This window comes from Gilliamella sp. wkB308, from assembly GCF_001690185.1.
Lineage (GTDB): Bacteria > Pseudomonadota > Gammaproteobacteria > Enterobacterales > Orbaceae > Gilliamella > Gilliamella apicola_I.
In genome coordinates, this window is the sequence record NZ_LZGN01000034.1 from 38,972 (window position 1) to 55,550 (window position 16,579).

Annotated in this window: 12 protein-coding genes and 1 tRNA gene; 5 read left to right on the forward strand and 8 right to left on the reverse strand. The window is 37.0% G+C overall.

Translation table 11 applies throughout. From position 1 onward, the window contains the following. Window positions 1–29: 29 nt before the first annotated feature. Together A9G10_RS04805 and cysE are read left to right on the forward strand one after the other, a co-directional pair. A complete protein-coding gene (locus A9G10_RS04805) occupies window positions 30–1,277 on the forward strand; it encodes an oligosaccharide MFS transporter (protein WP_065558481.1) in 1,248 nt (415 codons plus the stop codon). 172 nt (window positions 1,278–1,449) lie between these two features. Continuing rightward, entirely contained in the window at window positions 1,450–2,280 is an 831-nt protein-coding gene (gene cysE / locus A9G10_RS04810; protein WP_081299088.1) for a serine O-acetyltransferase, read from the forward strand. Between the two features lie 4 nt (window positions 2,281–2,284). On the opposite strand, the gene A9G10_RS04815 is transcribed toward cysE, so the two are convergent. The 5 genes from A9G10_RS04815 to recN are packed head-to-tail and all read right to left on the reverse strand — an operon-like array spanning window position 2,285 to window position 7,148. Beyond that, complete coding sequence (locus A9G10_RS04815) at window positions 2,285–3,121, reverse strand: mechanosensitive ion channel domain-containing protein (protein ID WP_065558482.1); 837 nt, start codon at window positions 3,119–3,121, stop codon at window positions 2,285–2,287. Between the two features lie 54 nt (window positions 3,122–3,175). Beyond that, on the reverse strand, window positions 3,176–3,769 hold the full coding sequence (slmA, locus tag A9G10_RS04820) for a nucleoid occlusion factor SlmA (protein WP_065558483.1): 594 nt from the start codon (window positions 3,767–3,769) through the stop codon (window positions 3,176–3,178). Beyond that, window positions 3,766–4,224 (reverse strand): dUTP diphosphatase, encoded by a 459-nt coding sequence (gene dut, locus A9G10_RS04825; RefSeq protein ID WP_065558484.1) that lies wholly within the window; start codon window positions 4,222–4,224, stop codon window positions 3,766–3,768. Before dut ends, slmA begins: the two co-directional genes overlap by 4 nt. Further along, window positions 4,208–5,437, reverse strand: a complete 1,230-nt coding sequence (gene coaBC / locus A9G10_RS04830) for a bifunctional phosphopantothenoylcysteine decarboxylase/phosphopantothenate--cysteine ligase CoaBC (RefSeq protein ID WP_065558682.1) — start codon at window positions 5,435–5,437, stop codon at window positions 4,208–4,210. Before coaBC ends, dut begins: the two co-directional genes overlap by 17 nt. 49 nt (window positions 5,438–5,486) lie before the next feature. Further along, complete coding sequence (gene recN, locus A9G10_RS04835) at window positions 5,487–7,148, reverse strand: DNA repair protein RecN (RefSeq protein WP_065558485.1); 1,662 nt, start codon at window positions 7,146–7,148, stop codon at window positions 5,487–5,489. A 337-nt stretch (window positions 7,149–7,485) separates the two neighbouring features. Between recN and A9G10_RS04840 the strand changes: the two genes are divergently transcribed. The 3 genes from A9G10_RS04840 (at window position 7,486) to metF (ending at window position 11,480) form a co-directional block, all read left to right on the forward strand. After that, complete coding sequence (locus A9G10_RS04840) at window positions 7,486–8,037, forward strand: YagU family protein (RefSeq protein WP_065558486.1); 552 nt, start codon at window positions 7,486–7,488, stop codon at window positions 8,035–8,037. 181 nt (window positions 8,038–8,218) lie between these two features. After that, window positions 8,219–10,492: a 5-methyltetrahydropteroyltriglutamate--homocysteine S-methyltransferase gene (metE, locus tag A9G10_RS04845; protein WP_065558487.1), complete on the forward strand. Its 2,274-nt coding sequence runs from the start codon at window positions 8,219–8,221 to the stop codon at window positions 10,490–10,492. A gap of 112 nt (window positions 10,493–10,604) precedes the next feature. Then, entirely contained in the window at window positions 10,605–11,480 is an 876-nt protein-coding gene (metF, locus tag A9G10_RS04850; protein ID WP_065558488.1) for a methylenetetrahydrofolate reductase [NAD(P)H], read from the forward strand. A 37-nt stretch (window positions 11,481–11,517) separates the two neighbouring features. Here metF and A9G10_RS04855 read toward each other — a convergent pair. The 3 genes from A9G10_RS04855 to carA form a co-directional block, all read right to left on the reverse strand. After that, window positions 11,518–11,594: transfer RNA gene (locus A9G10_RS04855), tRNA-Met, on the reverse strand. A 390-nt stretch (window positions 11,595–11,984) separates the two neighbouring features. Continuing rightward, window positions 11,985–15,200: a carbamoyl-phosphate synthase large subunit gene (gene carB, locus A9G10_RS04860; protein ID WP_065558489.1), complete on the reverse strand. Its 3,216-nt coding sequence runs from the start codon at window positions 15,198–15,200 to the stop codon at window positions 11,985–11,987. A 1-nt stretch (window position 15,201) separates the two neighbouring features. Then, window positions 15,202–16,362, reverse strand: a complete 1,161-nt coding sequence (gene carA / locus A9G10_RS04865; RefSeq protein WP_065558490.1) for a glutamine-hydrolyzing carbamoyl-phosphate synthase small subunit — start codon at window positions 16,360–16,362, stop codon at window positions 15,202–15,204. Window positions 16,363–16,579: the final 217 nt, after the last annotated feature.

The window sequence follows — 16,579 nt, forward strand, 5'->3', positions numbered from 1 at the left end:
AAACTTCCATAATATAAGAGTACTAAAATATGAAAACGATAGAAACGGTAGAAAATAAAAATTATTGGTTCTCATCAGGTTATCTTATAACCTTTTATGCAGCATGGTCTCTTTGGTGGTCTTTTTACGCCATATGGCTAAAAAGTACAATTGGATTATCGGGCGAGCAGTTAGGAATTGTTTACGCAGCCAACTCTGCCGCCGCAATGTTTTTTATGATCTTTTATGGCATTATTCAAGATAAATTGCAAATCGGTAAAGCAGTTATTACGTTTCAAAGTATTATGATGTTGCTGATTGGCCCATTTATGATTTATGTCTATGAACCCTTATTAAAACACGATTTTATTCTTGGTGCTTGCATTGGTGCGCCGGTATTAAGCGCTGGGTTTATCTCTGGATGTGCTTTAGTTGATTCTTTTATTGAGCGGATTAGTCGATTATTTGGTTTTGAATTTGGTCCAGCGCGTTTTTGGGGATCATTTGGTTATGCTGCAGCAACCTTTTTTGCCGGTATTTTATTTGGTATAAACCCACATATTAACTTTTGGATGGCATCGGCTGTTGCCGCAATCTTTTTTACTATTAATATCGTATTTAAACCTAAACATTATTCGGAATCCTCATCAGGAAGTGATAACAATCTTGTTGCTGAAAAAACATCAACTATTCCAACGATGAGTGAAATAGTGTCCTTATTTGGCATGAAAAAGTTTTGGTTATTTGTTTTTTTTATTATTGGAACCAATAGTTTTTATACCATTTACGATCAGCAATTATTTCCTAATTTCTATACCACCTTTTTTACTCAACAAGAATGGGGTTACAAAGTATATGGTTATTTGAACTCCTTCCAAGTTTTTTTAGAAGCTATCTGTATGATTTTAGCCCCATACTTAATTTATAAAATTGGCGCTAAAAAAGCGTTGTTAGTGGCGGCATTAGTGATGATTTGTCGAATTGCATTATCAGCAACATTAGATAATGTGTATTTGATTTCATTAGTGAAACTTTTTCATGCTATTGAAACCCCGTTATTTATTTTAGCTGTATTTAAATATGTTGTTGCGAATTTTGATGAAAGATTATCTTCGACATTATATTTAGTTGGTTTTAATATCTCATCAAATATTGGGGTTATTGTGCTTTCATGGTTAGTCGGAAAATTATTTGATACTACCGGATATTCAACTACATTTTATACCCTTGCCGGTATTGTTCTCTTCATTTTGGTCATTGCTATATTTACCTTGTGTGATGAAAAAAAGCTAAGCTAGAATCTTCATTATCATCGTAAAAATCGTCAAAAAATGGAAGCAGATTGTTTCCATTTTGCTATTTAAATGATGATAATAAAATACAATACTTGCTTACTTGATAAGTTTGCGAAACAATGTTGACTATTGTGATTAATATTTATAGGTCGTCGTTGTGAACATTACGAAAAAAGTGGTTGAAGCAGATAGGTTGTGGCATACCATTCGGCAAGAAGCTTCCCAATTAGTTGAAAGTGAGCCAATGTTAGCAAGTTATTTCCATGCAACTTTACTCAATCATAAAAACTTGGGTAGTGCATTAAGTTATATTTTAGCGAATAAACTCGTTACCCAAGTAATGCCGGCAATTGAAATTCGTGAAATTGCACGACAAGCTTATGAGGCAGATACCACGATTATTCAATCAGCAGTGACGGATATCTTAGCTGTTTATGTACGCGATCCAGCAACTAACTACTATTCGACCCCTTTACTTTATTACAAAGGTTTTTTATCGTTACAGGCTTATCGAATTGCCCATTGGCTTTGGAAACAAAATCGTAAATCGCTAGCTATTTTTTTACAAAGTCAAATCGCCATTGTTTTTGGTGTTGATATTCATCCAGCGGCGCAAATTGGCTGCGGTGTAATGTTTGACCATGCAACCGGTATTGTAATTGGTGAAACAGTTGTTATTGAAAATGATGTATCGATTTTGCAATCAGTGACCTTAGGTGGTACAGGTAAAGAAAACGGTGATCGGCATCCTAAAATTCGTGAAGGGGTAATGATAGGCGCTCACTCTACGATATTAGGCAATATTGAAATCGGAAAAGGGGCAAAAATTGGTGCTGGTTCGGTCGTGTTAGAGCCTGTTCCTGAGCATACAACTGTTGCCGGTGTGCCAGCGAAAGTGGTTGGATGCCCTGACTGTGAAAAACCAGCCTTAAATATGAATCAAGATATCTTATATGAAAAAGAGGTGGTTTCAATTTCCGTCGACATTGATCGACGGAAGAACTAACCCATTAGTGGTTGGTGGTGACATTCACATCCATTGTTGGATAAGGAATATTAATATTATTTTCAGTTAATGCGTTTTTAATATTTTCGAGTAATTCAGCTTTCAATGCGCCATAATTTTCGTTTAAAGTCCATACTAAAACGTTAAAATTCATTGATGATGCATCAAGTACATCTAAACGAATAGTTGGTTTTTTAGTGGTTAATATATTGCTGGTTTGATTGACCGCTTGATTAAGTACTTGATAAACTTTTTGGATATCGGAGTTATAACCAACATTAATCACTAGATCTAAACGTCTTTCGGGTAGACGGCTATAATTTATAATATTGGCACTCACCACTTGTCCATTCGGGATGACAACCATTTCATTAGTCGGTGTGACAATTGAGGTCGAGAAAATTTGAATTGAATCAATCACACCTCTTTGATTATTAATCACCACCGTTTCGCCGACTTTAAATGGACGGAAAATGATTAAAATCACCCCAGCAGCGAAATTCGATAACGATCCTTGCAGTGCTAAACCGACCGCTAAACCAGCAGCACCAATGACAGCAACAATTGATGCCGTTTGAACACCTAATTGCCCTAATACGGCAACTAATGTCATTATGATAATGGCATAATAAGCCAAAGCACTAACAAACTTTACAACTGTTGGATCAACTTGGCGAATGGTTAATATGCGTTTTAGCTGACGGCTAATGAACTTGGCAATGATTCGACCAATGATAAAGATGATAATAGCAAAGCAGAAATGAAGAATATAACCAAGTACTACACCGTCATATTTATCAATAAGTGAGACTATCTGCTTTAAAATATTTTCAAAATCCATATATTATCCTCAATAAAGATTATAGAGCAGTTAGTTAAAGATTATTTTATATGTTTAAATTAATTGTTTCGCTAATAACGCCCAACGTGTATCAAAATTGGTGGTTGGTAAATATTTAAAGCCAGAACGAGAATAGCGAACCATCATTCCTTCACAAAAAGCTAATAATTGACTGGATAAAATTCGCTCATCGGTGGTAAATGCAACGCCTTCACGAATTTTTCGTTCACGTAATACTTGCTTAATTTGGGTTTCAATTCGTTCAAACAGTTGGCTAATACGTTCTTGAAGCTGCTCTTGTTCAAACATTAAGGCATGACCAGTCATAATTCTGGTTAATCCGGGATTTTTTTCAGAAAAACCCAATATTAATGCAAGAATTAACTGTAAACGAACAAAGGTATTTAGCTCATCTTGCATAATGACATTAATGCGAGAAAGTAAAATATCTTCAATGTAGACAATTAAACTTTCAAACATTTTAGTTTTACTCGGAAAATGTCGATAAAGTGCCGCTTCTGATACACCAACACTTGCCGCTAATTTTGCTGTGGTAATGCGTTGGGTACCTTCATTAGATTCAAGCATGGTGGCTAAAGCTTGCAGTATATCTTCTTTCCTATTTTTATTTTTGCTGCTCACAATCATTTTTTACCCGAATGCCCAAATCCACCTTCGCCGCGTGCTGACGCTGTAAATTCATCAACAATATTAAATTCTGCTTGTATGACAGGAACAATAATTAACTGAGCAATACGATCACCTGCTTCAATTACAAATGGAGTTTGACTACGGTTCCATACCGGTACAAATAACTGACCTTGATAATCCGAATCAATAAGACCTACTAAATTACCAAGTACAATTCCATTTTTAGATCCCAATCCTGACCGTGGTAAAACTAATGCCGCTAAAGTAGGATCTGCTATATGCATGGATAAACCTGTTGGCGTTAAAATGGTTTCCCCGGGTTTTATCTCAGTTGTTTTATCAAACATTGCTCGTAGATCAATGCCAGCCGATCCTTCGGTTGCATAGGTTGGAAGCGGAAAATCATTACCTAAACGTTTATCTAATATTTTAATATCAATTTTTCTTTTCATCATGACTCGCTTTATATCGTGTTATAACAACTTCAAGTAACTGTGTTGCTAATTGTTGTTTACTGCTTAATGGTAATGTCTGTTCACCATTTTGCCAATAAAGTGTTAATGCATTTTGCTCAGAATTAAAGCCAATTTTTTTATCAGAAACATCATTAGCGCAAATTAAATCTAGGTTTTTAGCCGTTAATTTTTTTAAGGCATAATTTTTAACATTTTCGGTTTCAGCCGCAAAACCAACCACAAAAGGGCGCTGTTCTTTTAACGCTGCAATATGCGCAATAATGTCAGGATTTTTGACTAACTTAATAATTAATTCATTACTATTATCTGTCTTTTTAATTTTATTTTCGGCGATAGTTTCAGCTCGATAGTCGGCAACGGCGGCACACCCAATAAAAATAGATGATTGTTTAGCGAATTTTAACGCTTCGTTATACATCTCATTGGCACTTTTTACATCAATTCGATTCACATTTTTAGGCGTATCTAAATTTACCGGACCACTTATTAGGGTTACCTTTGCACCCATTTCAGCGGCAACTTTAGCAATAGCAAACCCCATCTTTCCTGAACTATAGTTACTTATATATCGGACAGGATCTAACTCTTCTATCGTTGGACCAGCCGTGATGGTTAGCGATATGCCTGATAATGCTGATGAAGTTGAAAAACAACGTTCAATTTGTTCGACAATTGCTTGAGGTTCAACCATTCGCCCTGGGCCGTAATCACCGCAAGCTTGAAAACCATCGTCAGGGCCTAAAATGAATGTATTTCGGTTACTCAGTACAGATAGATTATGTTGGGTTGCAGCTGCTTTGTACATCTGTTGATTCATGGCTGGTGCTAACGCAATATTTGCTGATGTTGCTAAACAAACCGTTGATAACAGATTATCGGCAATGCCATTGGCTATTTTAGCAATAATGTTAGCTGTTGCAGGGGCGATTAACACTAAATCCGCCCATTTTGCCAGTTCAATATGGCTCATAGAGAGTTCAGCAGAAGGATCAAATAAATCAGTTGAAACAGGATTGCCTGAAACGGCTTGTAACGTCATAGTTGTGACAAAATGGCTAGCCGAGTCAGTGACGATTACTCTTACGTCAGCTCCCGCTTTTTTTAAATGGCGAACAAGATCCGGGCATTTATAAGCAGCTATGCCTCCTGTAATTCCTAATAAAATATGTTTACCAGAAAGATTCATGATCAAGTTTCCTTCACCTTTAAACCAAAAGCACTATATTACCACAATTCATTTAGATAATAAGTAACTCTTTCGCATTGGCTAATGTTGCATCAGTAATTTTATCACCGCCTAAAAGTCGGGCTAATTCATTTAAACGTCCATTATTGTCTAATTTTTGCATATCAGTTGATGTCTGTTTGCTGTTAGTTTGCTTACTGACAAAGTAGTGTTGATTAGCTTGTCCCGCAACTTGTGGCAAATGAGTGACGGTAATAACTTGGGTAGATTGTCCAAGCTGTCTTAATAATTGCCCAACTTTAGAAGCAGTAGGGCCGCTAATGCCCACATCGATTTCATCAAAAATCAATGCCGGTGTATCCATTTTTTGAGCCGTCAAAACCTGTATGGCTAGGGCAATACGTGATAATTCACCGCCCGATGCCACTTTGGCAAGGGGCAAGGCATGCTGTCCGACATTGGTCGTAACTAAAAAAGTAACTTGGTCGGCACCGTCTTCATTTAAACGTGTTTCATCAAAGGTTATATCGATACTAAATTGTCCATTAGGCATGGATAATTCATGCATAATAGCGGTGACTTTTTTAGCTAATGCTTTACTGCTGGTTAAGCGTTTTTGATGTAATTTTTTGGCAAGTTCAAGTGCAAATTGATGATATTTGGTGATATCCGCTTTTAACTGTTCACTTTGTTCATCTTGTTGATTAATCTGTTTGAATTCGGTAAGCAAATTCTGATGCAATTCAGGAAGTGCCTCTGGTGCAACATGGTGTTTACGAGCAAGCGCTATTTGCTTTGATAGCCGTTGTTCAAGTTGCATGACACGCGCTGGATCGAGTTCTAAACTTTCGCTGTAATGGCGCAGTTCATAACTGGCTTCTTTGATCTGGATAGCGGCTTCTTCCAGCATGTTAAACACGTTACTTAAATTTGGATCAAGTTCGCATAACTCCTGCACACTGTTTTTAACACTACCAAGTAGATTACTGACATTGTATTCATCAGCTTCATCTAAAAGCATCACTGATTGTTGGCTAAGCTGAATTAACTGTTCACTATTTGATAAACGTTTGTACTCTTCATCAATTTGTTGGTATTCCCCTTCAATAGGCGAAAACTCATTAAGTTCTTTAAGTTGATATTGTAATAACTGAATATGTGCTTCTCGTTCTTGCCGTGAAGCTTGATATTGCTCATAAGTCTGGCGTGCTACTTTCCATTGCTTATAAGCTTGCTGCATTTGATTGAGCAATGATGGCTCATTCATATAATGATTAAGTAATAACTGCTGATATTCACCTCGTAAAAGACGTTGGGGTTCATGTTGTCCATGAATTTGGATTAACATCTGTCCTAAATCTTTGAGTTGGGATATGGGCACAGCACGACCATTAATAAAGGCTTTTGAACGTCCATCTTGGTTGATAACTCGTCGTAATATACATTCATTACCTTCGTCTAGCTGATTTTCAGTTAGCCAAGCAAAAGCGGCAGGTGTATCATCAAGCACAAAGCAGGCTGAAATATCAACACGTTCAGCACCTAACCGGATAGATGAAGCATCGGAACGATTACCTAAACAGAGCCCTAAAGCATCGATAGCGATCGATTTTCCTGCACCGGTTTCACCGGTTATAGCAGTCATCCCCGTTGTAAAGTCAACTAATAGGTGATCGACGATAGCAAAATTATTAATAGTAAGTTGAGTTATCATAAAAAATTAATCAGTAATGCTAGTGAAAATGTGAGCAGTATAGCAACAAAAATACTGTAAATAAATACAGTTTAATCGTGTTTTGTGAGAAAATTGGTGTTTATTTATTATCTAAGTGTCTAACTTTTATCTCGATAAAATAGCAAAATATCAATTCATTTTCGATGAAATATGAATAAATTGAATGTTTTTCTTTTGTAAATCGATTTTAATTCAAATTTTACCAATTACTATAATAGATTTTCTTGTATATTAATCTTATCGCCCCCTCTTTTAACCCTAATTATTATGCAATATAATTTCCAAAAATTATTAACAATAATTAAGGACATTTAACATGTTTGGAAATAAAACAAATCGTCAAATTATTATTTGGACAACTCTGATTGGTGGATTCATTAGTGCGTTAGTTAAATGGGGTTCAGAAGTCAATATGCCTCCACGTGTACCCGGTGAAGTTTCTCCTCCTGCAGCACATATTGATGCATGGCTCGGTTGGTTAGGTATTAATTCTCACTCGCTTGATTATGCTTATCAAACGGCTATCGTTTCAGGTGCAGTAACGCTTTATCACTGGCTATTTAGTTTTGCTTTTGCTTTTGTCTATGTGTTTATTGCCTATTTTTGGAATAAAATCCGATTATGGTATGGTGCATTTTACGGCATTATCATTACTGTCACCATGCATGGCTTTTTAATTCCACTACTTGGTTTCCGTCATCCTGCTTACGATCCTGAGGGTACAGTGGGTTGGCTATGGAATTTAAATGGTTATGAACTTTGGAGTGAATTTTTAGGACATATCTACTGGGGTGTGTCGATTGAAATTTGTATGATTGCCGTACTTGCTTATTTTTCAAGACCTATTCGTGGTGAATGGCGTAAATAATCAATTTTCCTAAAAAATTAACTAAAAATCCTTCTAGCAATATAACGTTAGAGGGATTTTTTTTGATGTTTTGATATAGAAAAAAACTATATCAATCAATAAAAAACTAGAATTATTCAATAACAATTTTTTTTGTTATCTTTTTTGCTACTTAAGAAATGTGATGAAAGGAAAACAAAAAATGAATACTGCTGTAATTGGATATCCTCGTGTTGGTAAGCTTCGTGAACTTAAATTTGCTACCGAAGCTTATTTTAAAGGCAATAAAAGCCAGACTGAATTATTAAATGAAGCAAAAGCATTACGTGCTGAGCATTTGCAACAACAAGCATCACATAACATTGCTTTTATCTCCTCAAATGATTTTTCGTTTTATGATGCAGTATTAGATACCGCTTGTTTACTCAATGTTATTCCAAAACGTTACCAAGATTTAAGTTTACCGGAATTGGATCGTTATTTTGCAATGGCACGGGGTTATCAAGGTGAAAAAGGTGATGTTCGTGCATTGGCAATGAAAAAGTGGTTTAACACCAACTATCACTACTTAGTGCCTGAAATTGAAGATTCAGTACAGATTAAATTAGCTGGCACAAAGCCTTTTGATGAATATCAAGAAGCGAAAGCACTTGGTATACAAACTAAACCAGTTGTTATTGGTGCGTTAACGTTTTTCAAACTTGCACAGTATTTAGGAAATAAAAAACTGGTTGATTTTAAAGCTGATATTATTAAAGCTTATCAAGACATCATTCAAAAATTTACGACACTTGGTGCACAGTGGATTCAAATTGATGAACCAATTTTGGTGACTGATTTAAATAAAGATGATATTGCTTTATTTACTGAACTTTATCAGGCGATCTTATCGGTTAAAGGGACAACTAAAGTCGTGTTACAAACCTATTTTGGTGATGTTCGTGATTGCTACAAAGAATTAGTGGCGCTACCATTTGATGGTATTGGACTGGATTTTGTTGAAGGCAAGCAATCATTAGCATTACTTGAAAATCATGGATTTCCATCTGATAAAGTGTTATTTGCTGGTGTAGTTAATGGTAAAAACATTTGGAAAAATAATTATCAAAAAACATTGGCATTAGTGACTAAAATTAAACAAAAAGCGAGTAAAGTGGTGATCAATACGTCATGTTCTTTACTTCATGTACCTTACACATTGCAAAATGAAACCAAGTTAACGATTCAACAACGTGCTTATTTTGCTTTTGCCCAAGAAAAACTTCAAGAACTTGCTGAACTGGGGCTATTAGTTAACGAGTCTCAACCTGAAAATCATGCAGCGTTTAAAGCTAATCAAACGTTATTTACACGTGAACGTGAAGGCGCCAATCAAGCAGTACGTCAGAAAGTCGCTGCATTAAAAGAATCCGATTTTACCCGTGTACCGGAATTTTCAGTCCGTGAAGCAGCACAGAAAAAAGCCTTCAATTTGCCACTTCTACCAACAACAACGATTGGTTCATTTCCACAAACACCTGATGTACGTTTAAATCGTGCAAAATTCAAGAAAGGTGAAATTTGTTTGAATGAATATACCGAGTTTAATAAGCAAAAAATTGCAGAATGCATTAAGCTTCAAGAAAAGATTGGTATTGATGTGTTAGTTCATGGTGAATTTGAACGTAATGACATGGTCGAGTATTTTGGCGAAAGCTTAAATGGTTTTGTCTTTACTGAAAAAGCATGGGTGCAATCATACGGTACTCGTTGTGTTAAGCCGCCTATTGTATGGGGGGATATTTCACGCTCTAAACCCATTACCGTTGAGTATTCACAGTACGCACAAAGCCTAACAGATAAACCCGTTAAAGGCATGTTAACTGGCCCAGTCACGATCCTGAACTGGTCGTTCCCTCGTGAAGATATTTCACAAAAAGAATCGGTCTTCCAAATTGGTTTAGCAATCAGTGATGAAGTGTTAGATCTTGAAGCGGCGGGTATCAAAGTCATCCAAATTGATGAGGCGGCGTTAAAAGAGAAATTACCACTACGTAAAGCGGATTGGAATAGTGAATATTTAGATTGGGCTATCCCAGCATTTAGATTAGTACACAGCAAAGTACAAGCTGATACACAAATTCATACACATATGTGTTACAGCGAATTTGCGGACATCATCAAAGATATCGATGCCATGGATGCTGATGTGATTTCGTTTGAAGCTTCTCGTTCAAATCTGCAATTGATTGACGTACTTAAAGCTAATCACTTTAAAACAGAAGTTGGGCCAGGTGTTTACGATATTCATTCACCTCGTGTCCCACCGATTGCCGAAATTAAAGCAACCATTGAGAAGTTACTGGCTAAAATTGAAAAGCAAAAATTATGGATTAATCCAGATTGTGGTTTAAAAACGCGTGGCGAAAAAGAAGTTGTTGAAAGCTTAGAACATTTAGTTCAAGCGACGTTAGAAGTCAGAAAAACACTTAATTGATAAGTTTTTTTCAACGCTAAATAACGTTGATAAGCCTTATTATTCCGCCGCCAATTTTGGGCGGCGGAAATGTCAGTAAGGACAATCGTTGGCACACGAATGGATGAAACAAATGAAAACAAATTTACTTTTTAATAAAAAAACGGTGTTCTCTTTTGAAGTGTTTCCACCTAAAAAAACGTCGCCTTTAGAGACTATCTATAGCACATTACGCGAACTTGGCTATTTTAAGCCTGATTTTATCAGTGTAACTTATGGGGCTGGTGGCAGTTTGAATGGCCAAACCACTATTGATATTGCCCACTCGGTCAAACACACTTATGGTATTGAAAGTGTCGCTCATTTACCCGGTATTAATTTTGATAAAGCAGAAATGCAAAAAATTCTTCATGATCTTAAATGTGCTGGTATTGATAACGTCTTAGCGTTGCGTGGTGATATTAGTCCGAATGTACAACCCAAAAATGATTTTCGTTTTGCCAGTGAATTAGTGTCGTTCATAAAAGAAAATGGGGATTTTAATGTGATTGGCGCTTGTTATCCGGAAGGGCATCTTGAAACCTCAACCCTAAAACAAGATTTAATACATTTAAAAGAAAAGGTTAATGCTGGAACGGATCAACTTATTTCACAACTCTTTTTTGATAATGACTATTTTTATACTTTTTTAGATAAAGCACATGATATGGGAATTAACGTACCGATAGAAGCAGGTATTATGCCGGTGACCAATAAAAACCAAATAGAGCGCATGGTATCGATGTGTGGGGTTAATCTTCCTAAGAAGTTTAAACAGATGATGGAAAAATATGAACATCATCCTGATGCATTCCGTGATGCAGGAATTGCTTATGCTATAGATCAGATTGTTGATCTTGTTTCACAAGATGTTGATGGCATCCATCTATATACAATGAATAATAGCTATATTGCCAGAAGAATCAGTGAGGCAGTATCAACGTTACTTGCAGTACCTAAATCGGCATAATGTGTAACTAATAGAAAAGCTGAAAGTATGGAAGAATTGGTTGCGGGGGCTGGATTTGAACCAACGACCTTCGGGTTATGAGCCCGACGAGCTACCAAGCTGCTCCACCCCGCGTCAAAGAGGTCGCTATATTATAGGATTAAAATAATAAAGCAATACCTTTTTGGCGTAACTGCCCCATTTTTGAACATATTATCTATAAATAGACACTTTCTTTACTAAAATGTACGCCTTTGCTTAAATTCTTTTAGACAAAAATCAATTTATTTTTTTGATTAATAGCTATTCTACTATTTACTGCATATTAGAATAATTGTACTTTATTCAAGAAAGAAAGAGAAAAAAATGTCTAATCAATATCATGGTTCATGTTTATGTGGAAAGGTTAAATTAACAGTACCTTTTAAAAATATCCTTAATACTATATTTTAATAGTATTAAGGTTCTTGTTTTGCGCATCTGTCAGCCACTATCTATTTTACAGGCTTACTTTTTACCCAATATTTATGCGTAAAGTGTTTGCAATGAAACAACATATTGTGCTGGATCGCAGTCTAATGCAACCGTTGTGGCGTAAGCGGCGTTCATCGTTGTATCATAGTGAACTTTGTACTGTATTGCACTACGACGCAGAATTTTCGATGCTTCAATGGCTGCGCGTCCCGAAGTGGTATTAAGAATATAACTATATTCACCGTTTTTGATATGGTCATGAATATTCGGGCGTCCTTCGTTTTCTTTTTTGACTATTTGGCATGGTATGCCAGCTTGTTGTAATGTCTTAGCGGTGCCAAAAGTCGCATCAATACTAAACCCATGCGCAATGAGTCGTTTAGCGATCGCTAACAAGCGAGTTTTGTCCTGATCACGAACTGATAAAAGCGCTTTCCCCGATTTTTTCATATTCGATAAGCTACCCAGCTGTGCTTTAGCAAAAGCTTCGGCAAAGGTTTTACCGATTCCCATTACTTCACCAGTGGATCGCATTTCTGGCCCTAAAATTGGGTCAACACCACTGAATTTATTAAATGGTAAAACCACTTCTTTTACTGAGTAATAAGGTGGAATAAGCTCACAGGTCATGTTTTGTTGCGCAAGTGATTGTCCTGTCATTACTCTAGCTGCGATTTTTGCTAAAGGCAAACCGGTAGCTTTCGATACAAATGGTACTGTTCGGGCTGCACGAGGATTGATTTCGATCAGATAAATATCATTATTTTTAATCGCAAATTGACCGTTCATCAAACCTTTAACATTAAGTTCTAACGCTAATTGTTTAGCTTGCTTGCGCAATTTGTCTAAAATTTCTGGACTTAATGTATAAGTGGGTAATGAACAAGCGGAATCGCCTGAGTGAATACCCGCTTGCTCAATATGCTCCATTATGCCGCCGATCATAATTTGTTCGCCATCGGCAATCACATCAATATCAACTTCAATTGCGTCATCTAGAAAGTGATCAAGCAATACAGGAGCGTTGTTAGATTCGCTGATAGCGGTTTTAAAATATCGCCTTAAATCAGATTTATTATAAACAATCTCCATTGCCCGACCGCCAAGCACGTAAGAGGGTCTGACTACTAATGGATAGCCAATCTGTTCGGCTTTAATGACGGCTTCTTCAATATCCGTCACGGTAGCATTAACCGGCTGTTTCAACTTTAGTTTTTCAACAATCGCTTGAAAGCGTTGACGATCTTCAGCCTGATCGATTGCATCAGGTGAAGTACCAATTATTGGTAATCCTGCTGCTTCCAGTGCTCGAGCCAATTTAAGTGGTGTTTGTCCACCGTATTGGACGATTACACCGTTTGGCTTTTCAACGTAGGCAATTTCTAGCACATCTTCCAATGTAACAGGCTCGAAATAGAGTCGATCTGATATATCATAATCAGTTGATACCGTTTCGGGATTACAGTTAACCATAATGGTTTCATAACCATCTTCACGTAATGCCAGCGCTGCATGCACGCAACAGTAATCAAACTCAATACCTTGCCCAATCCGATTCGGTCCACCGCCTAATATCATAATCTTAGGGCGAATGAATTGTGGTTTGGCTTCGCACTCTTGTTCATAGGTTGAGTAAAGATAAGCTGTATCGGTTGAGAATTCTGCTGCACAAGTATCAACCCGTTTATAAACCGGATGAATATCGTATTGGTTTCGAAGATTACGCACATCTTGTTCTTTGACATTCAGCAGTTTAGCGATTCGTAAATCTGAAAAACCTTTACGCTTAAGTTGCCATAATGATTCTGAATTGAGACTAGCTAATGATTGCGATTTTAGTTGGTTTTCAAGGCTGATAAGTTCTTCAATCTGCACTAAAAACCAGCGATCAATATTGGTTAATGTGAAGACGTCGTCTAAACTGAAACCGGCACGAAAAGCATCCGCAATATACCAAATTCGTTCAGAACCGGCTTCTTGTAGTTCATAACGTATTTTATTGAGGTTTTTTTCATCATTATAATTGTCAATTTTCGGATCAAAACCACACGCACCGACTTCAAGTCCTCGCAGTGCTTTTTGTAATGATTCTTGAAAAGTACGCCCAATCGCCATCACTTCGCCTACTGATTTCATTTGCGTGGTTAAGCGATCATTACAACCGGCAAATTTTTCAAAGTTAAAACGTGGAATTTTAGTAACGACATAATCGATCGAAGGTTCAAATGATGCCGGTGTTCTACCGCCTGTAATATCATTGGCAAGTTCATCAAGGGTATAGCCAACTGCCAGTTTGGCGGCGATTTTGGCGATAGGAAAACCAGTTGCTTTTGACGCTAATGCGGATGAGCGTGATACTCGTGGATTCATTTCAATGACAATCAAACGTCCGGTTTTGGGATCGACCGAAAATTGAACATTTGAACCGCCCGTTTCTACCCCAATTTCACGTAGTACTGCTATCGAAGCATTACGCATAATTTGATACTCTTTGTCGGTTAAGGTTTGAGCAGGGGCAACAGTAATGGAATCGCCGGTATGAATGCCCATAGGATCAACATTTTCAATTGAACAGACAATGATGCAGTTATCATTTTTATCTCGCACAACTTCCATTTCATACTCTTTCCAACCGATCAATGACTCATCAATGAGTAGTTCTTTCGTTGGTGATAAATCTAATCCTCGAGTACAAATTTCATCAAATTCTTGAGTATTATAAGCAATTCCACCCCCTGTACCGCCCATTGTAAATGAAGGACGAATAATGCAAGGAAAGCCCACTTGTTCGAGTACAGCGTAAGCTTCTGTCAGTGAATGGGCAATCCCCGAACGCGCTGTATCTAGACCAATTTTTTTCATGGCTTGATCAAAACGTTTGCGATCTTCGGCTTTATCAATGGCGTCAGCGGTGGCACCGATCATCTCAACATTAAATTGTTTTAAAATGCCTCTTTTATCCAGTTCTAACGCACAATTGAGCGCTGTTTGTCCGCCCATGGTGGGTAAAATTGCATCGGGTTTTTCTTGTTCAATAATTTTGCCCACCGTTGTCCAATGAATCGGTTCAACGTAAGTTGCATCTGCCAGTTCAGGATCGGTCATAATGGTAGCAGGATTAGAATTCACTAAAATAACCCGATAGCCTTCTTCACGTAGTGCTTTGCAGGCTTGTGCGCCTGAATAATCAAACTCACATGCTTGACCAATAACAATCGGGCCTGCGCCAATAATTAAAATAGTGTTGATGTCTGTTCGCTTAGCCATGTTATTGCTCCTGCTGGTAAGATTTAATTAACTCAATAAAGTGATCAAAAAGAGGCGCGGCATCATGTGGACCAGGACTGGCTTCAGGGTGTCCTTGAAAACTAAAAGCGGGTTTTTGATTATGATGAATACCTTGCAATGAGCCGTCGAATAGGGATTGATGCGTAACACGTAAGTGAGCCGGTAAACTGTGTTCATCAACGGCAAAACCATGATTTTGCGCGGTAATCATGACACGATCATGCTCAAGATCTTTAACCGGATGATTTCCACCATGGTGACCAAATTTCATTTTTATGGTTTTCGCACCACATGCCAGCGCTAATAGCTGATGTCCAAGACAGATGCCAAATATCGGAATATTGGTGGTTAAAAACTGCTTAATGGCATCTATGGCATAGGTACACGGCGCTGGATCACCAGGCCCATTAGATAAAAAGATACCATCAGGATGTAACGCTAAAACTTGTTCGGCACTCGTTTTAGCCGGCACAATGGTTAATTTGCAACCCCGTTCAACTAACATTCGTAAAATATTTTGTTTAACACCAAAATCATAGGCAACAACATGATAGGGTAAAACACTTTCAGGTTTTGGTGTTGGATGCTCATTTTGTCTTGTCCAAATGCCTTGCGTCCAACAATAACTTTTAGCACACGTCACCTCTTTAGCTAAATCAAGTCCGGTTAATCCTTTAAAATTGAGTGCTATTTGTTTGGTTGCTTCTGCATTTTCGAGTAAAGTCTGTTTATCTTTGCCCGTTACAATAACGCCATGTTGTGCGCCTTTTTCACGTAAAATACGGGTTAAACGGCGGGTATCAATATCGGCAATGGCTACAACATTATGTTGTTTTAGATAACTGGAGAGATCTTTTTCACAGCGATAATTACTGGCTAATAGTGGCAAATCACGAATAATAAGTCCTTTTGCGTAAACTTGATTTGATTCAGCATCTGCATCATTAGTGCCCACATTACCAATATGTGGATAAGTTAAAGTAACTAATTGTTCACAGTAAGATGGATCGGTCAATATTTCTTGATAGCCAGTCATTGAGGTATTAAAAACGACTTCGCCAACAGTTTGACCTTCAGCGCCGATAGATGTACCGATAAATTGTGAACCGTCTTGTAATATAAGGAGGGCATAAGTTTGCATGATTAAAAAGACCTTTAAGAATAAAAAATCATTATATATGAATAAAAATTCATTGCTATTGATCTTGAAAAGATAATATTTAGCCATTTTATTACACTTTTTTATACAAAAAAAGCAATATTATTAAAATTAATTGAATAATAATGTCTCATTTTTTAGACTTATAACAAATAAAAATAAATTATCAAAGATATTATTAGGTTTAGCTTGAAAGTGA